This window comes from Marinomonas arctica, from assembly GCF_003259225.1.
Taxonomy (GTDB): Bacteria; Pseudomonadota; Gammaproteobacteria; order Pseudomonadales; family Marinomonadaceae; genus Marinomonas; species Marinomonas arctica.
Genome location: NZ_QHJF01000015.1, coordinates 66,981 through 87,873, shown reverse-complemented (window position 1 = coordinate 87,873; position 20,893 = coordinate 66,981). Strand labels below are relative to the sequence as shown.

The window sequence follows — 20,893 nt, the reverse complement described above, 5'->3', positions numbered from 1 at the left end:
AAATCTCATGGTTATTGAAACTGTTTTTTCTTAAGCTGAGACAATACAAGTAATAACGAGGGTAGCAATAACGCAATGACTATTTTAATCAAAAGCATCAGCTTGATCGGAGTGCTCTTCGCCTTTAGTCATTCTGTTGCTGCAGAAAGTCTGTACGCATCCAATGTACAGTCACGTCTTGCTGATGCAGATAGAGACGGCGTTATTGATGCCCGCGACCTTTGCCCTGACACACCTAAAGATGCAGCAGTAGATAACTACGGCTGTCCTGACCAAACGACAAAATTGCTTTCCGTCGAACTCAATGTCTTGTTTGATACGGGCAAAGCGGATATCAACCCCCGTTTCTATACGGAACTCAAAGATCTGGCCAAATTTTTACAAGATAATCCAACCAGCAATGTGGTTATCGAAGGGCATACTGACAGTCAAGGTTCAGCGGAATTAAACCAAGAACTCTCACAGCAACGCGCTACCGCTATTGCTAATGTTCTGGTAGACAGTTTCAGAATTGCTTCCGATCGAGTAAAAGGTATTGGCTATGGCGCAACTCGCCCAGTCGCCAGTAACGACACAGAAGAAGGTAGAAGAGAAAACCGCCGAGTTGTTGCTGAAGTGTTCGCCAAGCAACAATTTGCTAATGAACGCTGGACTATTTACAGCGTAGATCAAAGCTTCAACAATACAGCACTGAATAAAAACTGATCCCTTCAGTATTTGTGCTAAACCAAAACCAGCCCCTCTAAAAAGCGGCTGGTTTTTTTTGTTTTAGAGATTGGTTAAACACACTATTCATACCCTTTACAACGTCGTTATTATTTAGCAACCGCTAAACTAATACCGCCATTCACATTAATTTTATTTATAAATTACCGCGTATTTACTCATTTACCACACAGTCGCCAAACTCCGCTAGGTTACACTTGCGCCCATTCTAAGACGATATACCAATAAGGGTTACCCATTCATGAAAGCATTTCAAATTGGCAAACAACACAGCAACAACACCCTAAGCGCCACCACACGCCCAGAGCCAGTCGCAGGCCCTGGTGAAGCCATCATTGCGCCACGTCTTGTCAGCCTTATAAGCCGAGATATCCAAGTACTAACAGGGACTTATGGCCCACTTCAAGATCCTAAGCGCGTGCCTGGCACAGAAGGCGTTGGTGATGTGATTGCCATCGGCGAAGGCGTAACAGAAGTCAGCGTGGGCGATCGTGTGGTTTGCGGGCATTTTGCCAACTGGCTAGATGGCCCATTTAGTACCAACATTTTTAATCACGATATCGGCATCACCCACGATGGTTGGCTTGCAGAACAGGTTTTATTGCCAGCGGCCGCCTTAATCCGCCTACCGGATAACATTAGCGATGAAGACGCTGCCGTCATGGCGTCTGCCGGACTCACCGCGTGGCACGCCCTCACAGGCAAAACCAAAGTAAAAGCAGGCGACACAGTACTTTGCTTAGGGACTGGCGGTGTGTCTTTAGCCGCACTCAACGTCGCGAAAATGCATGGCGCACGCGTGGCCATCACTTCTTCCAGCGATGAAAAATTAGCCGTGGCACGTAAACTTGGCGCAGACATCACCATTGACTACAAAACGCACCCAGACTGGGCCGCGGAACTGATGAAGCAAACCAACAATCACGGGGCAGACATCATTCTAGAAACAGGCGGACAGGACACACTTGGCCACTCCATTAATGCCGCAGCGGCCAATGGACAAATCGTGGTCATCGGCGTTGCACCTGGGAGCAACTCCCCTATACCCAACTACACCATGTTTATCCTGAAAAACATTGTCATCAAAGGCATCGCCAACGGCAGTCGCGCCATGTTTGTTGATTACATCAACGCCCTAGCCACCAACGACCGCAAAGCCTTGATCGCTAAAACTTTTGACTTTGACCAAGCGCCCCAAGCCTACCAATACTTCGCACAAGCCAAACACATAGGTAAAGTACTGATTAAATTCTAACCTTGCGTAAATCACACTTCAGAAATAAAAAAGAAAAGTCGAATGGCTTCTCTTTTTTATTGGGCACATCAGTAACCCAGAACGTATTTCAACACATCTAAAGCCAACAACAAGCTACCGGACCCAAACAGTAATTTTTCCCAAAATAGCAATGAAGCCTAAGAGCACTTTACGGTAGAATAAAGGATCATTCTCAGCTATTCGATGTAAAACACTAAAAGCCGTTGTTCAAAAGCAGACATAGTAAAAACAGAGGGCATGTAACATGCTATTGGAAAACAAACTCAATATCACTGACCAAATAGAACTCGCGAAAGCAGAGGAAAAAATCAGTAAGCAAAAAGCGAAACAGCTGTTTGACTCCAGTGACATCGAAAAAGTTGAGATTGGCACCTTTAGAGGTCTCGCCTTTATTCACGCCTATTTGTTTGACGATATCTACCACTTTGCAGGCAAGATTCGTGAGGTCAACATTGCCAAAGGAGGCTTCCGCTTTGCTCCCCTCATGTATTTAGAGCCATCGCTGAAACACATCGATGCCATGCCCCAGAGCAATTTCGACGAGATCGTCGAAAAATATGTAGAGATGAACATCGCCCACCCATTTCGCGAAGGCAATGGTCGCGCCACTCGCATCTGGCTTGACCTTATATTCAAAAAAGAAATCAAACAGGTAATAGACTGGAACGCCGTCGATAAAGACGAATACCTTTCTTCGATGCAGCGCAGCGTCGTCAAAGACGTTGAAATTAAAGTACTACTCAAACAAGCCTTAACCGATAAAATTCACGACCGCTCGGTCTTTATGAAAGGCATTGACGTGAGTTACTACTACGAAGGCTACAGCGAATTTAAGACAGAAGAGCTCTAGCCAAAAGAGTCTAAAAAAGCCCCAGCAACAAAAGAGATTACCCACCTTAAACGCAAAGGGTGCACTAACTAACAAGTACAACTATTTTTGAGGGTTCTGACTCATTTTATTCATTACAATGTCTTAGATATATAAGTACACGCACTGTACAACCAAAACAACTTCAGTAAAAAGGATTTCACGATGTCAATTAAAGACCAAAGACTGCTGTACCATCTAACAAGCTTAGAAAACCTTGAATCTATTCTTAAACATGGCTTATTACCACGCAGCCAACTGACCGATTTTACCGACGTCGCAGACAGCGATATTGTTACAAAACGCCAAGCTCAAAAACTTCAAGACTATGTACCCTTTCACTTTTTCAGCAAAAACCCTTTTGACTTAGCAGCTCAGCACTCCTATAAGAACAAAACGTTCATATTAATCGCAGTAAGACGAGATCACGCCAGCGCTAATAATTGGCAAATTATTCCACGTCATCCACTTGCAAACGAAGAGACGACCAGACTCAATTACAACCAAGGAATGGAGCACATCAACTGGGATCTAATGGATCAAAGAAACTACAGCGATAAAAATTGTAAAAGCGTTTGTATGGCAGAATGCCTTTCACCAGAATCGATTCCAGCGAGTCAATTTTTTAAAATTTTCACCCAAAGCCAAACGGTAGATCAGCAAGTTCAACAAATAATGAAATCTGTTAACATCACGGTCAACACGCAAATAAACGAGAATATGTTTGTAAAACATCATGACTAATCATTATCCAAACCTAAACCCAGAAAAAGCACTCATATGGAGAATTGTCCATAGAGATAACCTTGCTTGGATTTTGGATAATGGCCTTCATTGTGCCAGCTCACAAAAGGTCGCAGAGCACTATGAACCAATAGGCAATACAGACTTAATTCACAAACGTACTCAGCGCAATGTTCCCATCAAGCCATACGGCACACTGAGTGATTATATTCCCTTCTACTTCACGCCTTTCTCTCCTATGATGTACAACATACACACAGGTCGCGGTGGCGTTAAACAAAGAGCCAATGAAGAAATTGTCATCTTAGTCTCTTCAATACCAAAACTAATAGACTCAAAGGTACCTTTTGTTTTCACAGACCGTCATGCTTACACAGCGTTTGCAGAATTTTTCGATAATTCAGACGAGCTAATAAAACTAGATTGGACTATTATTCAACAACGAAACTTTCAACGAAACCAAGACGACCCGGCCCAAATCGAACGCTACCAAGCAGAAGCCTTGGTTTATAAACATTGCCCCATCACCAGTTTACTGGGCATTGTTTGTTATTCAGACGAAATGAAACAACAGCTTGAACAAATAGTGAAGGAAAAATCTCTAGCTATCGATGTTCGAAAAATGACACAGTGGTATTTTCAATGATTCATTACACACAAGGCAACTTACTCGAAGCGGATGTCGATGCCCTCGTTAATACGGTGAATACCGTTGGTGTAATGGGAAAAGGCATCGCGCTCATGTTTAAAGAACGCTTTCCCAAAAATACACAAGATTATGCAAATGCTTGTAAAGCAAAACAAGTAGAAACAGGTCGCATGTTCGTTACCCAAACGGGCGAACTCGTTGGACCAAGATGGATTGTTAACTTCCCGACTAAGCGCCATTGGCGCAATCCGTCTAAATTAGAGTGGATTACGGAAGGCTTAGTAGATCTAAAACAAGTCATTCTTGATAATCATCTAAACTCCATTGCGATTCCTGCTTTGGGTGCGGGTAATGGCAAGCTTAACTGGGAAAGCGTAAAACCTGAAATTGAGCGCATTCTCGGTGACCTAGAATCTGTCGATATTTTGGTTTTCGAACCAACACAGCGCTATCAAAATGTTGCCAAACAAAAAGGCCACACAAAACTCACCCCTGCTAGAGCCATGATTGCAGAATTAATTCGCCAATACTGGGTGATGGGGATGGAGTGTACTTTGCTGGAAGTTCAGAAGCTGGCTTGGTTTTTAGAGCGCTCAATTGAAAAACACAACGGATCGAATAAAACCGACAACCCACTAGACCTTAGGTTCGAAGCGAACCTATATGGCCCATACGCAGACAGGCTCAGACACTTAATAGACCATCTGGATGGAATTTATCTGTACTGTAATAAACGCATTAATGATGCGGAACCACTCGACGTAATTTGGTTTGAGGACTCAAAACAGGATCAGCTAAATACTTACTTAAAAAGTGCAGAAATGGCTCCCTATCTGACGTCTCTACAAGACACAATAGAGCTGATAGACGGTTTTGAGACGCCTTTTGGTATGGAGTTGCTGTCTACGATTGATTGGCTCGTTAGCAAAGAAAACATCGAACCTGATCTACAAAAAATCATTCAAGGCATTCAGCACTGGCCCGCCGGAGAAGCAAGCGCAAAACGCAAAACAAACTTATTTGATGAACGCTCGATTAACATTGCCTTAAATCGTTTAAAAAACACCTATCAGCCACTTATCCAAAACGCGTAAACAACAGTTAAAGCGCCGTGATCACGTCTTCATAGCTCACGGCGTTTTAAGCATAAAATCATCGTTTAACAATATTATCGGATAAGCTAACAGTTAGATTTTGCTTTACGCCTCTTTTATCTCAACCTCTTCTACCGCTACTAACTCTCGTCCAGTACTGTCTTTCCATTCCTTTAAGCCATTAGCACTGCGCCCAAGTGGAACCAAATAGTTTTAGCACTACAGGTTTTACAGACTAAAAAGCCGCTATCAAGCGGCTCTGGTATAAACAATAAAGTCATTTATTGTGGCATGTTCTTAGCTTTTTCAAGCATCTGTTGCTGCTCTTCAATCGCTTTTTTTGCGATCCGATCAAAAAACTGGCGTTTTTCTGCCGACTTAGCATGTCGAAAAAAAACAGAAAAAGGCGTCGATTTCACTTTTTCTTTTTTAGGAATTAGCATTTCGCATCTCCTTAACTACCGTAAAACCTACAATAGTCTCTAATTGCTCACGATTGTACTTTCTGCGTAAAATCTCGCTAATAAAGCATAAAATTAATCATGAAGAAATACAGCTCCCCTATGCTTAAAACGAATTACTTGCAAATATTGACTCATGTAGCTAATATTCATGCATCTCATCTACCATGTGTAGAAGGAGTTACGACACCGTCCTCGCAAGAGGGCGAGGTCAGCTTTTCTTAGTTACTTCCTATACATTATCTCTATTTCGTTCCCAACGTTTATTGTATTTTCGTCTTTCATGTTCACGCTCAACGTAAAATGCAGTCCAAGGCAAGATATAGTCGCCTCTATCATCTAGCACAACTAAATATCCTTTTTGCTCATACCAAATATGAATGCGCTTATTTTTACCTTTAGGTTCAGCCCACATTTTTAAAGATAAATGTTGATCGTTTTCAATAATTGGCTTTGGCCAACGAATACGCTCACAACGACGAAAATCTGGTGTTCGCTCGTTTTCATCATCCCCTGTACTGGTCATATGCCAAAAAGTCGCAGACTTTCCATCGTATTCAGGATAACGCTTTAACCCTAGTCTAACGCCACGAAAGGTCGGCTTTGATAAGACAAAATCTGCTTCGAAATAAGCATAGATAGCATTTAAATAACGATTCCAATCTCCGTCGTAATCATTAAATAACACCAAATCTGGCAGCCATGCCGATGTCACTAGGAATCTCCCTGTCCATTCCAAATTAAAAGATTAAACTTACTTTCTCTAATCAAAGTATTGCGCGTTAATTGATAACCACTACGCTCTTTAATTCTTGATATTAAATCAAGCTTTGCTTGATTCGTTGTGAGCCCTCGATGTAAATAGGCTAATGCACCTATCAACAGATCGGCCACTTGAAGCTGTTCCGCTTCATGAGAATGAATGCGCTGCATTTTTTCTATCATATGTTGCGAAAAATCATAATGACTATTGCAAACGACATCGTGCAACTTGGTAATTTTTTCATGACCCAATGTGTCTTTAATATCAATGTAGACACGATATTTTGATTCTGGGTCAAAGATACTTTTCAACATAACAAAGTACATTTTGTAGTACCAATCATCATGAGTTTGACCAAAGTTATGATGATTAAGAACTGTTTTATCAGGTACGACCAAACCTCTAAAATGACAATCATCGTCATCAAAAAAGTAATCAATGACATCGAGATAAAAGTCCAACCGCCCTTTACTTACTTTAGTCCATTTGATTTCAAAATCTGCTGACAGCCCATGTTTTACCTTGATTTCTCGAAGCCGTTTGGAAATGTCAGCCCGCTTAGCCACAGGACACCAAAGCGCCCCCAACGTCATCACGTTAATACCATCGTTTTCTAAGTGGCAAGATTCATCACAATACACATTATAAAGTTCGCTCATAGACACCCTCCTTGGTTACAAAGCTTGCTCGACTAACGCATCCGCAAGGTTCAGTTGCGTGGTTTGCACTTCACTGAGTCGGGTTTTCAGCTGGTCGCAGATAGCCATTAACTCATCGACCTTGGCGACGATTCGGTGTTGTTCTTCGAATGGCGGCAAAGGCGTTTTAATTAAACTCACTTGCCCTTGGTTTATTGATGCCTGCCCAATTGCCTCTTTAGCAAACAATGAAATAGAATTCTGTGCCATCCTTGTCATCATAAATAAATTCAAATACTCAGAAGATAAATAATTTGTAAAGGGTTTAGCTCGCATATTCATACTTTCATACACTAATGGCTCTTCCATTTTAGGAATTATTCCAGTTTTACCTACAAGCTCTTTACTATTAACTCGATTAATCAAAAGATCACCAGCTTCTAATATAAACTGCTCTAATTCTTTAGATTCAACCTCGACTCTTTTCGCTGCATTAAAATCAATACATCCATTTTGGATGTTATACATTCTCAAAGAGATCACACCAGCATCTGTATAAAATTTCGCAGGTTTGTACAGACCATTTGAAAATGACTTAAACAAAACCCCAAATCGACACCACTCCCACCCTTCTGGTAACTCAAACGGTTTTTCTTCTTCGGTAATCGGTGGCAGTGGTTTTTGTTTTTTGATTTTGCCTTGTTTAATTAGGTCATCTTTCTCAGCGGCGATGCGTTCAAGTAGAACCGAGGCAGGTTCATCGTTGGGGTTTTGCTCGACAAGCTTGCCCATCACAGCCAGTTGTAGGATGGTTTGTTTGAGCTGGTCGATGCTTTGTTCTGTGGTGAATAAGGTGTCGAAGTGGCCGCTGATGCGCATCCAGTTTTCCGTCAACTCTTCAGGATTCTGGCTATTCACTAAGGTGTCTAGCAAGGCTGTCACCAAGGTTTGGTGAGCATCAAGACTGGATTCGGTTTGCGCCTCTAGCTGATCGCAAAGCACCATCAACTCATCGACTTTGGCGACAATGCAGTGTTGTTCTTCAATAGGTGGCACTGGAAAAAGTAACGACTTCAGTGCTGTAGCATTAACATTAGGCTGTCCCGTCCCAGCAGAATTGGCATAAAGCTGCGTCCAGTACAGCTGACTCCCTAAATAAACTTTTATAAACGATGCATACATCGACTCAATCTTACGAACACGAATTAAATAAGACGCAAAGACTGCCTTTACATCAATATTCTCGACAAGATAGGATTTACCAATAGTTCCTCCAGTACGCGCCAACAAAATATCGTTATTTTCAAGCAAGTAGCCCTTTGCTTTTTCTGGCGTTACTTCACATGCAGGAACAGTTGACCAATTAACCTTGTCATCTTGAATATCTGTAATCCTGAGAAGCCTAATACCCTCAGAATTTGGCATCGCTGACGCTGTATAGCCATAATGAATATCACTAGATAAATCTCCTAATTTCACCCACTCCCACTCTTTCGGCAGTTCAAACGGTTTTTCGTCTTCGGTAATCTCTGGCAGCTTTTTCGGCTTTTTGATTTTGCCTTGTTTGACCAGTTCGGCTTTCTCGGCGGCGATGCGTTCTAGCAAAGCAGACGCAGGTTCGTCATTTGGGTCTTGTGGAACCAGCTTGCCACGCACGGCAAGCTCCAGAATCAGCTCGCGCAGTTTCTTGATGCCGTACAGTTCTATTTTTTTGCTTGAGCCTCGGCCCGAGCTGGATTTGCGTTTGATAGCGCTGGTCCAAACGTCCATGTTGTCGGTTATCAGGTGGTTAATGTGGTTGTGCTGAGTCATGGTCATTCGCCTTTGGCTAGATCTGTTGCGTCGCTGACGGCATCAAGTCGGCTCGCCATAACCTGATGTAACTTATTTTGCAGCTGTTCTTTGGAAGGTAACGCCGTGAGGTATTCACCCACATGAATATCGGTACGGTCTAGTTCGAGCAGTTCTACTTGTTCTTGATCTTTACTGGCGCATAAGATAATACCCAGTGGCGCTAGCTCGTCGGGCTGTTGTTCGTATTTCGCCAGATAACGCAAATACAATTCCATTTGCCCTTTGTAAGCGGCTTTGAATTTTCCCAGTTTTAAATCAAGGGCAACCAGTCGTTTGAGCTTACGGTTGTAAAATAACAGGTCAATGTAAAAGTCTTCTTGGCCTATTTGCACACGATGCTGGCGGGCAATAAAACTAAAACCGCTGCCTAGTTCTAACAAAAAGCATTCTAATTCTCTTAAAATGCCGTCTTCTAAGTCTTTCTCAAGATAGTGGTCTTTCAGATCTAAAAAATCCAATAGATATGGATCTTTTAATAACAAGTTAGGCGTAATTTGCTGTTTTTTCAATTGTGCTAATTCTTGCTGAATGAGTTCGTCTGGTTTCTTCGACAAGGCAGTGCGCTCAAATAACATAGAGTCGATGCGGTTACGCAAGGTGCGAACACTCCAATGGTCGTTGACCGCCATTTGAGCGTAAAATCGTTGTGCAAGTGGGTCTTTAATGGGCAACAATAAAACAATGTGTGACCAGTTCAATTGTTGCGACAGTGTCGCAACAATTGGCTCTTCTGGAAAAGCACTATAAAACTTTTGCATACGTGTGAGCGCACTGTAGTTAAACCCTTTACCAAATTCATTGGTCAGTTTACGACTTAATGCCTTAACAATAGCTTGCCCGTATTCTGCCCGTTGCTGCTGCAATAACTCATTATAAATTTGCTTACCGATATGCCAATACATCATTGTTAATGCTGAATTGACTTGCGTCGAGACTTGCTTTTTAACGTCTTTAATCACACTTTGTAATGTCTTAAACAGGTAATCAGACGTTTGAGTTATTTGCTTTTCGGGCGATTTTTGCATGCTATTTGTCATACTGCTTTTCTTCCCATCCTTGGTTTATTTTTCTGCCAGCGCCGCGCCGAGTATGTCTTTTAGCTGGTTGCGCAACGCAGCAATGTCGTCTTGCTGCGCTTGGTAAGTGGCCAGCAACTCTTCTGGATCGTGGCTTTCTACCGCTTCTTGATAAGGGTTTTTAATGTCTAAGTTAAAGTTCCGCGCGATGATCTCGTCGATAGAGACTTTCCACGCGTGGTTGGTTTCCACACGGCTGGCAAAACCATCCGCTTCGTCGCCCCACCAATCGATTTCGGTTTGAAATTCTTCAAACTTCATTGGCTTGGTTTTGTTGTAGTTTTTCACACCTTCTGGATACGGATGCTCATAGAACCACACGTCTTTTGTCGGCTGGCCTTTGGTGAAAAACAGGATATTGGTTTTAATGCCGGTGTAAGGGTTAAACACGCCGTTCGGTAAACGCACGATGGTGTGCAGGTTGCACTTTTCCGTGAGCATTTTTTTGATCTTGGTTTTCACACCTTCGCCAAACAAGGTGCCATCAGGCAATACCACCCCTGCTCGGCCTTGGTTGGTCAGTACTTCTATGATCAATTGCAAGAACAAGTCGGCGGTTTCTCGGGTTTGCATATCGGCGGGAAAGTTCTTTTCAATGCCGTCTTCTTCTGTGCCGCCAAACGGAGGATTGGTGGCGATCACATCAATATTACTGTCCCAATTTGCCAACGGCTGGTTCAGGGTATTGCCATGACGAATTTGCACGGGCACTTCAATACCATGCAACATCATATTGGTGATGCACAATAAATGCGGCAGCTGCTTTTTTTCCACGCCGTGGATCTGCTTTTGTAGGGTTTGATGATCTTCCGTGGTCTGCACATAACGGTCTTTTACATGATCAAAACTGCAAGCAAGAAAGCCGCCCGTGCCTGCGGCAGGATCCATGATACTTTCCCCTAGTTTGGGATCGAGACGGTTGACAATAAACTGAGTCACGGCACGAGGCGTGTAAAATTCCCCTGCATTGCCTGCACTTTGCAAGTCGCGCAGAATTTGCTCGTAAATATCACCAAACAGATGACGCTCTTGAGAATCGGTAAAATCGATTTCGTTGAGTTTATTGATCACCTGACGCAGCAAGGTGCCGTTTTTCATGTAATTGTAAGCATCACTAAAGGCTTCTTTCACCACAAAACCACGAGGATTACGATCACGAGTGGCATCAAGGTTTTTCATGTCGGGGAACAGATCATCATTGATGAAATCGAGCAGATCGTCACCAGTAATGCCTTCGGGATTGGTTGCCCAGTTACGCCATAGGTAATTTTCTGGAATGGGTGCTTGATAAGCATCATCCTGTTCAAAGGCTAGCTCTTCTTCTTGGGCGTCAAAAATCTTTAGAAACAGCAACCATGACATTTGACCAAGGCGTTGGGCGTCGCCGTCTACGCCAGCGTCTTTGCGCATAATGTCTTGGATGGATTTGATGACAGTCGTGATGGACATAATGTTCTCTATTGCATTTGTTCGAAATGATTTCACTCAAGCCAAATACTGGCTTTGGCCTGAGTGAAATATGAATTGGGGGTGGTGTTATGCGCTTTGATCTTGATAAAGCTCGTCTTCTAATGCTTTCACCGCGTCATAATAGGTTTCTTTTTTGCCATCGAAGCCTTTTTTAATAATTTCCTGCATACGCCCGAACTGGTCGAACGGCGCGACTTTAAGTACTTGTATGTTTTCTATTTCCGCCACACCGGCATCGGCGTATTTATCGAGCAAACGACTGAGCACTTCTTGTGCCACACCATCATAGCGGGTGAAGTAGTTACGCTTTTTCACTTGGTTAGCGCGCTCTTTTCGAGTCAGCGGCGGCTGATCATATACGATATGGCAAATCATATCGAATGGATCTAATTCTTTTCCTACTTCCTGTTCGAGTAATTCCCAAATCACTCCGCACTCTTCCAGCTCATCAATAATGGCTTGTTTGCGTTCTGCCGCTTGCCACGTTTTGACAAACTCATCCAGGGAAGCAAAACGCTTCGCTAAGGTTTTGCGGGTGTAGTCTTTAAAAGATTCGGTCACCAGTTTGCCGTCGGTATCATAATATTGTACCCGCTCGGCGAGGGCTTTTACTTGCACACCGTTCACGTGAAATTTGCGTGGTTTATCATCATTCCAGTCTGCATCACCCAGTTGGTAATCTTCACGATGACCGTTTTGGTAGACACCTTGGGGCTCTTGAATGCTGTCAGGGTCTATGCTGTCATCTTGGCTTAGGTCGATCTCTTCCCCTTCGTGAATCATTTCATCAAGAAGAGCATCATCAGCAAAGGCCGCTGGCGTGCTGACTTTAACTTGCTCTGGATCACCATCAAAGCGCGGATCAGCAAACAGCTCCGTGGCTTTTTTAAAGTCCAATATGGTGAACCAAAGCTTATTGTATTCCTGATCAATACGTGTACCACGACCAATAATTTGTTTGAACTTGGTCATAGATTGTATGCCTTGATCGAGCACGATCAACTTACAGGTTTTGGCATCGACACCTGTGGTCATCAGCTCCGAGGTGGTGGCAATCACTGGATAAGATTCTTTTCTGTTAGTGAAATAACTCAGCTGATCTTTGCCCTCTTTTTCATCGCCCGTAATGCGCATCACATACTTGTCGCTTTTCGCCACCTGTTCAGGATTAAGGTTAATCAAAGCCCGGCGCATGCGTTCGGCATGATCGATGTTGTTACAAAACACGATGGTCTTCGCCATGGGGTCGGTGCGTTTTAAGTAGTTGGTCACGGTTTGTGCCACCAACTGGGTGCGCTCGTCGATTATTAGGTTACGGTCAAAGTCTTTTTGGTTGTAGATGCGGTCATCTACCAAATTGCCATCTTTATCTAACTTACCTTTTTCTGGTCGCCAGCCTTGTACATCCACATCAATGTCAACACGCATCACTTTATAGGGTGCAAGGAAGCCATCTTCAATACCTTGTTTAAGGGAATAGGTATAAATCGGCTCGCCAAAGTATTCGATATTCGATACGTCTTCGGTTTCTTTCGGAGTGGCTGTTAAACCAATTTGTGTCGCGCCACTAAAGTGGTCGAGAATGTCACGCCAGTTACTATCTTCTGCCGCGCTGCCTCGGTGGCATTCATCAATCACAATCAAATCAAAAAAATCAGGAGATACTTTTTTATAGACTTTTTGTATCTCTTCCGTGCCTGTCATACCCTGATACAAACCAAGGTGAATTTCATAAGCTGGGTCAATTTTATGGCCTTTGATTTTGGTCATGGCCGTACCAAACGGCTGAAAGTCGTTGATAAAAGTTTGATCGATTAAGGCATTGCGGTCAGCTAAAAATAAGATGCGCTTTTTCTGCTTGGCTTTCCATAAACGCCAAATAATTTGGAAGGCGGTATAGGTTTTACCTGTGCCTGTTGCCATGACTAATAACAAGCGATTTTGGCCTTTGGCTACAGCTTCTATGGAGCGGTTAATCGCCTGCATCTGGTAATAACGAGGCGCTTTGCCCTCACCATCGCTGTGGTAACTTTGCGTCAACAAGGGAAGCTGGTCGTTACGATAGCCTTTCCATTCACAGAATTTTACCCAAAGCTGATCGCAACTAGGGAAGTCGTCCAGCGTTATCTCACTTTCAACTTGGTTTAGATTGGTTTTGTCATGGAATAAAAAGCCATTACCGTTACTAGCAAAAGCAAAAGGCACACCCAATCGTTCGGCATAATCCAAGGATTGTTGAATACCATGACCAACAGAATATTGATTGGACTTGGCTTCAATCACCGCCAGCGGCATACCGTCTTTGTAAAAGAGCGCAATATCGGCTCTTCTCGCCTTCTGCCGTGCTGCCACTTGACCTCGCACCACCACTTTACCATCTGTAACTGGGAACTCTTGTCGTATCTGTGTACGATCATCCCAACCAGCGTTTTTAACAGCGGGCAGAATAAATTTCGTGATGATGTCGGTTTCTGATAATTTTGCTTTATTAATACCTGAGGTCATGCCACCTATCCGCTGCAACTCCATTTAACTTCCTAATATAACGAAAGTTTTGTGCAAAGCCGAGCGTATTAGCAAACTAACCAGCAAACGGATCGCTAATAAACACTAAAATACTGACCAAACCATAATTGGTCACTATTCATTGACCAAACTGGCTTTGGTCAATGAATTATGCTTTGATAGCTCATATGAAAGCCGTTAAGTTGGGCTTGTGGTGAAGGAGGATAATTCGATGGCGTCTCTTAATGATGTTGCTAATGATATGAATACAGGCGGAGTTGTCACTGGAGACATTGTCAATTCCAGTGCTTTGTCGGATGCTGAGCATCAAGCCTGTTTACAGCAGGTTGAGCAAGCCATTGCCATTTTCCAAGATGAATTCCATGCCCAGGGCGATGTGTTCCGCGGTGATGAGTTTCAGGTATTTGTACCCAATCCAAAACACGCGCTGCGCTGCGCTATCTTATTAAGACTCACACTGATGAAGTGTGTAAAAGGCGCCGATGCTCGGGTGTCTGTTGGCATTGGTTCGTATAAACAGATCGAGGCTGAGCTGAGAAAAACCGCCAAAGGCGAAGCCTTTCAGCTGTCTGGCCGAGCCTTGAAAGACATGGATGAAGAACGCCTTAAGCTGTCTTTGCCAGACACCGTTGAAGCCAACCCCAGCCGTGATTTATTGATTCGTCACCTAGATTTTATAATGACGGGCCTCAGTGAGAAACAGGCTGAAGTCTTATTTCCTCGCCTACTCTACCCTGAATTAACGCAAGACGCGCTGTCGGCCAAGACCGGGATTCATCGACGTTCGTTAGCCTCACGCTTGCAACGGGCAAATGCCAGTTTGATACTAGACACCTTGGATGCATTAGCAACCACGTTAATAAGGAGTATGTCGTGATGTTTCAGCTCGATGGTTTGCCTGTGTTGCTTATGTTGTTACTCGGACATGTGATTGGCGATTTCTTTTTACAGCCAAACTCATGGGTGAAAGACAAAAATACGCACCAAGGCCGTTCGAGCGCTTTGTATTATCATGGGCTGGTTCATGGCGCCATTGTCTTAGTGATTGTGAGTTTCGCAACCGCCACCAGCTTGTTAGGCTCGCTCTTTATCAGCTTACTATTCGCCGTTATTCATAGCCTAATCGATTATGCAAAAGTAAAAGTTGGACAAGGCTTTTTGTGGTTTATTATCGACCAGTTACTTCATGTCCTAAGCATCCTATTTTTATGGTTTTATCTCTTTGATACCGCGATAGAACAAATCAAAACGCTCATCAATGACATAGATTACAGCGCGTCTCTCCTCGTCACTCTGGCGTATCTGATGATGCTCAAACCGGCGTCTATTATCATCGGTGAAATTTTATCTAAATGGTCGGCGGACTTGGAAGCCGATGTGTGCGACTCACAAAACAAGAAAGCGCAATCCTTACCGAATGCCGGCCAGTATTTGGGCTACCTTGAACGCGTCTTAGTGCTGACCTTTATACTAAACGGCCAATACACCGCAGTCGGCTTTGTACTCGCCGCGAAATCCATTTTCCGCATGGGGGATCTACGGGAAGCCCACGATAGAAAATTCACCGAATACGTCATGCTGGGCTCACTATTTTCAGTAAGCATCGCTTTATTCACTGGTTTTATTGTGGTGAAGCTGCTGCCATAACCATCTCTATGGTTAAAACGAGCGCTACGATATTGCCATTTTTATCTGCTATAACTGCTGCCATTCATTCACATATAGAAAATAACACCGATTAAGAGAGTAATTTATGAAAAGTATTGGATTTTTAGGGTTAGGCATCATGGGCAAAGCCATGGCTGCGAATTTAATAAAAGCGGGATTTGATGTGACGGTCTGGAATCGTAATGCAGCAAAATGCGCTGAGTTAGTCGCGCTGGGCGCTCGCCAAGGAGCGACACCCAAAGACGTGGCGGCACATTGCGATATTACTTTTGCCATGGTGTCCGATCCCGAAGCCGCTCTCGCCCTTTGCCAAGGCCCAGATGGTGTTGCAGCAGGCATTGGTGCTGGCCGTGGTTATGTGGATATGTCCACCGTGGACGACATAACCTCTAAAACCATTGCCAGTTTAATTACTCACACTGGCGGACGCTTTTTAGAAGCACCGGTCTCTGGTACTAAGAAGCCCGCTGAAGACGGCACTTTAATCATTCTCGCTGCGGGCGATCCATCCCTTTACGAAGATGCAAAACCAGCGTTTGAGGTAATGGGTAAGATGTCACCTTACCTTGGCGATGTAGGTCAAGGCGCCAATATGAAACTGGTCGTGAATATGATGATGGGCGGCATGTTGAGCATTTTCAGCGAAGGCCTGTCTCTGGGGCAAAAAGCCGGTTTAGACGGTCAGCAGATTTTAGATATTATTGACGCTGGCGCCATGTCGAATCCGATGTTTAAAGGCAAAGGCGCGATGCTATTAAATGAAAACTACACCACCAGCTTCCCGCTCAAACATATGCAAAAAGATATGCGTTTGGCCGTCGCACTGGGTGATCAGCTTGACCAGCCTCTTCCAACCGCCGCTATTGCTAACGAAGCCTTTAAACAAGCGATCAAAGCAGGCTTCGGAGAGGAAGACATGGCCGCCGTTTATAAAGTGATAAAGTAATTTCTACAAGACCATTAAGAGAAAACCTTGAGTTTCTCTTAATGGTCACTTAAGTAATTTGAATCAACTGTATTATGAAAACCCCTTATAGAATAAGGAAATAAAGTCCAGCCAATTAGATTTGACCACTTCCCATGCTTCACGACCGTCTGAACAGGTTAAGATAATCTATACTTAGTTTTTTGAAGGGGCCTTAATCATCCTTATCAATACGGCAGGAGGACATAATGAACAACAGTTTCAACACCCATCAACAACTCACTGTGAATGGCGAAGCGTTTCATATTCATTCCTTAAAAGAGCTTGGTAGCAAGGCAAGACGACTGCCCTTTTCTTTGAAAATTTTACTTGAAAATTTGCTTCGTCATGAAGACGGTGTCAATGTTAAGACAGAAGACATTCAGGCTTTACTCGATTGGCATCCTCAAGCCAAACCCACCATAGAAGTCGCCTTCACCCCGGCCCGTGTTGTCATGCAAGATTTTACGGGCGTACCAGCCATTGTAGATTTAGCCGCCATGCGCGATGCCATGGAAAGACTGGGTGGCGACCCAGCGAAAATAAACCCACTTTCCCCCGTTGAGCTTGTTATCGACCATTCAGTACAAGTGGATGGTTACGGTAATGATGGGGCATTTGATTTAAACGCTAAGCTGGAGTACGACCGTAACAAAGAGCGTTACGAGTTTTTGCGCTGGGGACAGACCGCATTTGATAATTTGAAAGTCGTGCCGCCGGCAACGGGTATTGTGCACCAAGTAAATTTAGAGTATTTGGCGCGTGTTGTTTTTCATAAAGACAGTCATGGCAAAAAATTCGCCTATCCTGACACACTAGTGGGGACCGACTCTCATACCACCATGATTAACGGTTTAGGGGTTCTTGGTTGGGGCGTCGGTGGTATTGAAGCCGAAGCCGTTATGTTAGGCCAACCGATTAGTTTGCTTATCCCGCAGGTGGTTGGGGTAAAATTAAGTGGCCGGTTACCAGAAGGTACAACAGCAACCGATTTGGTGCTTACCGTGACTGAAATGCTGCGAAAACACGGTGTCGTTGGGAAGTTTGTCGAATTTTATGGCGATGGCCTTGCTGATTTACCACTGGCCGACAGAGCCACCATTGCCAACATGGCGCCAGAATATGGTGCGACCTGCGGCCTTTTCCCCATTGATGACGAAACCATCAATTATCTACGCCTAACCAATCGCGATGAAGAACAACTTAACCTTGTGGAAGCCTATGCCAAACATCAAGGCTTATGGCGTAATCATGGCGACGAAGCCGACTACACGGATTATCTTGAGTTAAAATTAGGCGATGTGGTGCCTAGCCTAGCAGGACCCAAACGACCGCAAGACCGAATTGCCCTTGATCAAGCTGGCGACGTGTTACGCAAGCATTTAAAAGCGTTTCAAAACGAGCGCATTGAGCGCCGCGAGAAAAGCGATCAGCAGCAAGTAGTTATCGAGAGTGAAGGCCCAGTCACAGATACCGACGAGCAATTTAATGAAGCCTCCTTTAAAGGCGCTGCCAATGTGACATTTCAAGGACAAGAATTTGAGCTAACCGACGGTGCCTGCGTGATTGCTGCGATCACAAGTTGTACCAACACCTCTAACCCTAGCGTTATCTTGGCAGCAGGTTTGGTGGCAAAAAAAGCCAAGCAACTTGGAATTAATGTTAAACCTTGGGTGAAAACCTCCCTCGCCCCTGGCTCTAAAGTCGTCACTGATTATTTGCAAAAAGCCGGTGTGATGGACGATTTAAACGACCTTGGCTTTAACTTAGTGGGTTACGGTTGTACCACGTGCATCGGCAACTCTGGCCCATTGCCAAGCGAAATATCAGACGCGATTCAAAAACATCAACTCATTGTCAGTTCTATTTTGTCAGGTAACCGAAACTTTGAAGGCCGTATTCACCAAGATGTAAAAATGAATCTGTTGGCCTCACCGCCCCTTGTCGTGGCGTATGCCATTGCCGGTCGAACCGATATTGATGTCTACAAAGAACCATTAACGCAAGATAAACAAGGTAATGACATTTATCTAAAAGACATTTGGCCCAATGTTAAGGAAGTCAGCGACTTGGTTAAAAACACTGTGACCAAAAGCATGTTTGAAAAAAACTATGCCAATGTCTATCAAGGCGACCATCGCTGGCAACAAATCCAAGTACCCGATGGCAAACTGTATGACTGGAATGACACCTCAACCTATATTAAAAAAGCCTCCTTCTTTGATACGATGACGATCGATCCTCCCGGCATACCAAGCATAAAAGGCGCCCGTTGCTTGGCGAAACTCGGCGATTCTGTCACGACCGATCACATTTCACCAGCGGGGGCGATTAAAACAGATTCACCCGCGGGCCTTTACTTACAGGAGAATGGTGTTGAAAAAACGCAATTTAACTCTTATGGCTCTCGTCGTGGTAATCATGATGTCATGGTGCGAGGCACCTTTGCCAACATACGTTTAAAAAATCTACTCGCCCCCGGCACAGAAGGCGGTGTGACACGCACCCAACCAGGTAACCATCTCGCTAGCATTTATGACGCCGCCATGGCCTATCAAAATCAAAACACACCATTGATTATTTTGGCAGGCAAGGAATATGGCACGGGCTCGTCTCGTGACTGGGCCGCAAAGGGCTCATTACTACTGGGTGTCAAGGCCGTTATTGCGCAGAGTTATGAGCGTATTCACCGCTCCAATTTGATCGGAATGGGCATCTTGCCCTTGCAATTTAAAGATGGGGAAAGCCATGAGTCTCTAGGATTGACCGGGCAGGAAATATTTTCTATCGATGGCTTGCAAGACAAAGTGACTGACGTCACCTTAGTCGCAATAAAAGACAATGGGGAAACAATCAACGCCCGTGTCGATCTACGTATTGATACCCCGAAAGAGTGGGACTACTACAAACACGGTGGCATATTACAATACGTATTACGCAATATGCTTCATCAATAGCTTCATCCCCCTCAATGCTCAAAACCCCAAGGCTCATGAAAATACCTTCATGGGCCTTGGGGTTTTTGTTGTTTAAATAAAATAGCTTTGGGAGACAGGCAGCACTTTGATCAGCATTAACAAACGCTGCATTTTTCTAATACGCCAATTCGCTCACGATAAATCACGTGGTTAAAATATCAATGCCCTTATCTTTCAATTCGTTAAAGGCACTTTCGGGCAGCCCTGAGTCGGTGATAATGGTATCAATTCGCTCCATGTCTAAGGCATGAAAGGCCGCTATCTTCCCATATTTAGACGTATCAGACACCAGACAAACGGCTTTTGAGGATTTGGCAATGGCTTGTTTAACAATGACCTTCTCTTCATTCGGCGTAGATAGTCCTTTCAAATTCCAAGACGAGGTTGAGATAAAAGCAATATCAATGTTCATGCTGAGTAAAAAATCAGCGACTTTTGATCCCACAGTAGACTGGTTTTGTCGATCTACTTTGCCACCAGTATGGTAAATATCATTACTCGAGTTCGCCATTAAAAAAGCTGAGATCGCAAAGTCGTTAGTGATAATGAGCAGATCATTTCTTTGCGTTATTTGGTGAGCAATTTCTAACGTTGTGGTGCCTGCATCAAGGTATATCGTCATATTTGGAGCAATAATACTCGACGCCAACTTACCAATTTGCTCTTTCTCAGTGGCAAACTGTGTGATTTTAATATCATGCGAGAGCTCAATATGAATGTTTCTTGCTAGCTGCACACCGCCGGAAACTGAACTAACTTTACCAATAGCCTCGAGTTTTTCAATGTCTCGGCGAATAGTCATATGAGACACATTAAATAAATCCACCAGCTCTGAAATACTCACTACTTCTTGATTCTTTAATAATGTCAGGATCTTTCTTTGCCGTTCTACTGGAATCATCTTTCCGCCGTTCAATTCACAAAATTACGTCCTCTGCAGCTTAACAAAAAAAAACCGCCATGTGAATTTATGTGAATAGATAGTAAAAACCGAGCAATTCACCTGTCTAATGCCATGTTTCAACCCAGACGAGACACTAAGACGTAGGAACAAGTGAAAAACACCGACAAAAAGTGTTAACAATTGTTGAAATATGTGAAAAAAAGCGTTTTAATCGACCTCAATGGTGAAAAAAAT

18 protein-coding genes are annotated in these 20,893 nt (G+C 43.8%); 10 read left to right on the top strand and 8 right to left on the bottom strand.

The genetic code is table 11. From position 1 onward, the window contains the following. Window positions 1-75 precede the first annotated feature (75 nt). From DK187_RS10625 to darG, 6 genes are all read left to right on the top strand, one after another. Complete coding sequence (locus DK187_RS10625; RefSeq protein ID WP_111607321.1) at window positions 76-705, top strand: OmpA family protein; 630 nt, start codon at window positions 76-78, stop codon at window positions 703-705. Window positions 706-967: 262 nt separating this feature from the next. Continuing rightward, window positions 968-1,981, top strand: coding sequence for a zinc-dependent alcohol dehydrogenase family protein (locus tag DK187_RS10620; RefSeq protein WP_111607320.1), 1,014 nt, complete (start codon window positions 968-970; stop codon window positions 1,979-1,981). A gap of 265 nt (window positions 1,982-2,246) precedes the next feature. Continuing rightward, window positions 2,247-2,852, top strand: coding sequence for a protein adenylyltransferase Fic (fic, locus tag DK187_RS10615; protein WP_111607319.1), 606 nt, complete (start codon window positions 2,247-2,249; stop codon window positions 2,850-2,852). A gap of 183 nt (window positions 2,853-3,035) precedes the next feature. Further along, window positions 3,036-3,614: a DarT ssDNA thymidine ADP-ribosyltransferase family protein gene (locus DK187_RS10610; RefSeq protein ID WP_111607318.1), complete on the top strand. Its 579-nt coding sequence runs from the start codon at window positions 3,036-3,038 to the stop codon at window positions 3,612-3,614. Then, entirely contained in the window at window positions 3,607-4,260 is a 654-nt protein-coding gene (darT, locus tag DK187_RS10605) for a type II toxin-antitoxin system toxin DNA ADP-ribosyl transferase DarT (RefSeq protein WP_188322892.1), read from the top strand. Before DK187_RS10610 ends, darT begins: the two co-directional genes overlap by 8 nt. Next, window positions 4,257-5,357: a type II toxin-antitoxin system antitoxin DNA ADP-ribosyl glycohydrolase DarG gene (gene darG, locus DK187_RS10600; RefSeq protein WP_111607316.1), complete on the top strand. Its 1,101-nt coding sequence runs from the start codon at window positions 4,257-4,259 to the stop codon at window positions 5,355-5,357. Before darT ends, darG begins: the two co-directional genes overlap by 4 nt. Before the next feature lie 281 nt (window positions 5,358-5,638). Here darG and DK187_RS21235 read toward each other — a convergent pair whose 3' ends face one another. The 7 genes from DK187_RS21235 to hsdR all read right to left on the bottom strand — a co-directional run bounded on the left by DK187_RS21235 (window position 5,639) and on the right by hsdR (window position 14,124). Beyond that, on the bottom strand, window positions 5,639-5,800 hold the full coding sequence (locus tag DK187_RS21235) for a hypothetical protein (protein WP_188322893.1): 162 nt from the start codon (window positions 5,798-5,800) through the stop codon (window positions 5,639-5,641). Between the two features lie 250 nt (window positions 5,801-6,050). Then, entirely contained in the window at window positions 6,051-6,533 is a 483-nt protein-coding gene (locus DK187_RS10595; RefSeq protein WP_111607315.1) for a hypothetical protein, read from the bottom strand. Further along, complete coding sequence (locus DK187_RS10590; protein ID WP_111607314.1) at window positions 6,533-7,240, bottom strand: DUF3800 domain-containing protein; 708 nt, start codon at window positions 7,238-7,240, stop codon at window positions 6,533-6,535. Before DK187_RS10590 ends, DK187_RS10595 begins: the two co-directional genes overlap by 1 nt. A gap of 15 nt (window positions 7,241-7,255) precedes the next feature. After that, window positions 7,256-9,031, bottom strand: coding sequence for a restriction endonuclease subunit S (locus tag DK187_RS10580; protein WP_204355616.1), 1,776 nt, complete (start codon window positions 9,029-9,031; stop codon window positions 7,256-7,258). Between the two features lie 2 nt (window positions 9,032-9,033). Further along, entirely contained in the window at window positions 9,034-10,110 is a 1,077-nt protein-coding gene (locus DK187_RS10575) for a PDDEXK nuclease domain-containing protein (protein ID WP_223232195.1), read from the bottom strand. A gap of 24 nt (window positions 10,111-10,134) precedes the next feature. After that, a complete protein-coding gene (locus DK187_RS10570; protein WP_111607312.1) occupies window positions 10,135-11,598 on the bottom strand; it encodes an N-6 DNA methylase in 1,464 nt (487 codons plus the stop codon). An 87-nt stretch (window positions 11,599-11,685) separates the two neighbouring features. Then, window positions 11,686-14,124, bottom strand: coding sequence for an EcoAI/FtnUII family type I restriction enzme subunit R (gene hsdR, locus DK187_RS10565; protein WP_111607354.1), 2,439 nt, complete (start codon window positions 14,122-14,124; stop codon window positions 11,686-11,688). Between the two features lie 232 nt (window positions 14,125-14,356). On the opposite strand from hsdR, the gene DK187_RS10560 reads away from it, so the two are divergent. The 4 genes from DK187_RS10560 to acnA all read left to right on the top strand — a co-directional run bounded on the left by DK187_RS10560 (window position 14,357) and on the right by acnA (window position 19,734). Next, window positions 14,357-15,022, top strand: a complete 666-nt coding sequence (locus DK187_RS10560; RefSeq protein WP_111607311.1) for a hypothetical protein — start codon at window positions 14,357-14,359, stop codon at window positions 15,020-15,022. After that, complete coding sequence (locus DK187_RS10555; protein WP_111607310.1) at window positions 15,022-15,792, top strand: DUF3307 domain-containing protein; 771 nt, start codon at window positions 15,022-15,024, stop codon at window positions 15,790-15,792. Before DK187_RS10560 ends, DK187_RS10555 begins: the two co-directional genes overlap by 1 nt. A gap of 106 nt (window positions 15,793-15,898) precedes the next feature. After that, a complete protein-coding gene (locus DK187_RS10550) occupies window positions 15,899-16,759 on the top strand; it encodes an NAD(P)-dependent oxidoreductase (protein WP_111607309.1) in 861 nt (286 codons plus the stop codon). Window positions 16,760-16,986: 227 nt separating this feature from the next. Beyond that, complete coding sequence (gene acnA / locus DK187_RS10545; protein WP_111607308.1) at window positions 16,987-19,734, top strand: aconitate hydratase AcnA; 2,748 nt, start codon at window positions 16,987-16,989, stop codon at window positions 19,732-19,734. 163 nt (window positions 19,735-19,897) lie between these two features. On the opposite strand, the gene DK187_RS10540 is transcribed toward acnA, so the two are convergent. Beyond that, on the bottom strand, window positions 19,898-20,656 hold the full coding sequence (locus DK187_RS10540) for a DeoR/GlpR family DNA-binding transcription regulator (RefSeq protein ID WP_111607307.1): 759 nt from the start codon (window positions 20,654-20,656) through the stop codon (window positions 19,898-19,900). Window positions 20,657-20,893 lie beyond the last annotated feature (237 nt).

What these genes read in the sequence shown, in the direction of transcription:
- DK187_RS10625 (WP_111607321.1), top strand. Translation starts at nt 76, where the DNA reads ATGACTATTTTAATCAAAAGCATCAGCTTGATCGGAGTGCTCTTCGCC.
- DK187_RS10620 (WP_111607320.1), top strand. Translation starts at nt 968, where the DNA reads ATGAAAGCATTTCAAATTGGCAAACAACACAGCAACAACACCCTAAGC.
- fic (WP_111607319.1), top strand. Translation starts at nt 2,247, where the DNA reads ATGCTATTGGAAAACAAACTCAATATCACTGACCAAATAGAACTCGCG.
- DK187_RS10610 (WP_111607318.1), top strand. Translation starts at nt 3,036, where the DNA reads ATGTCAATTAAAGACCAAAGACTGCTGTACCATCTAACAAGCTTAGAA.
- darT (WP_188322892.1), top strand. Translation starts at nt 3,607, where the DNA reads ATGACTAATCATTATCCAAACCTAAACCCAGAAAAAGCACTCATATGG.
- darG (WP_111607316.1), top strand. Translation starts at nt 4,257, where the DNA reads ATGATTCATTACACACAAGGCAACTTACTCGAAGCGGATGTCGATGCC.
- DK187_RS21235 (WP_188322893.1), bottom strand. Translation starts at nt 5,800, where the DNA reads ATGCTAATTCCTAAAAAAGAAAAAGTGAAATCGACGCCTTTTTCTGTT.
- DK187_RS10590 (WP_111607314.1), bottom strand. Translation starts at nt 7,240, where the DNA reads ATGAGCGAACTTTATAATGTGTATTGTGATGAATCTTGCCACTTAGAA.
- DK187_RS10580 (WP_204355616.1), bottom strand. Translation starts at nt 9,031, where the DNA reads ATGACTCAGCACAACCACATTAACCACCTGATAACCGACAACATGGAC.
- DK187_RS10575 (WP_223232195.1), bottom strand. Translation starts at nt 10,110, where the DNA reads ATGACAAATAGCATGCAAAAATCGCCCGAAAAGCAAATAACTCAAACG.
- DK187_RS10570 (WP_111607312.1), bottom strand. Translation starts at nt 11,598, where the DNA reads ATGTCCATCACGACTGTCATCAAATCCATCCAAGACATTATGCGCAAA.
- hsdR (WP_111607354.1), bottom strand. Translation starts at nt 14,124, where the DNA reads ATGACCTCAGGTATTAATAAAGCAAAATTATCAGAAACCGACATCATC.
- DK187_RS10560 (WP_111607311.1), top strand. Translation starts at nt 14,357, where the DNA reads ATGGCGTCTCTTAATGATGTTGCTAATGATATGAATACAGGCGGAGTT.
- DK187_RS10555 (WP_111607310.1), top strand. Translation starts at nt 15,022, where the DNA reads ATGTTTCAGCTCGATGGTTTGCCTGTGTTGCTTATGTTGTTACTCGGA.
- DK187_RS10550 (WP_111607309.1), top strand. Translation starts at nt 15,899, where the DNA reads ATGAAAAGTATTGGATTTTTAGGGTTAGGCATCATGGGCAAAGCCATG.
- acnA (WP_111607308.1), top strand. Translation starts at nt 16,987, where the DNA reads ATGAACAACAGTTTCAACACCCATCAACAACTCACTGTGAATGGCGAA.
- DK187_RS10540 (WP_111607307.1), bottom strand. Translation starts at nt 20,656, where the DNA reads ATGATTCCAGTAGAACGGCAAAGAAAGATCCTGACATTATTAAAGAAT.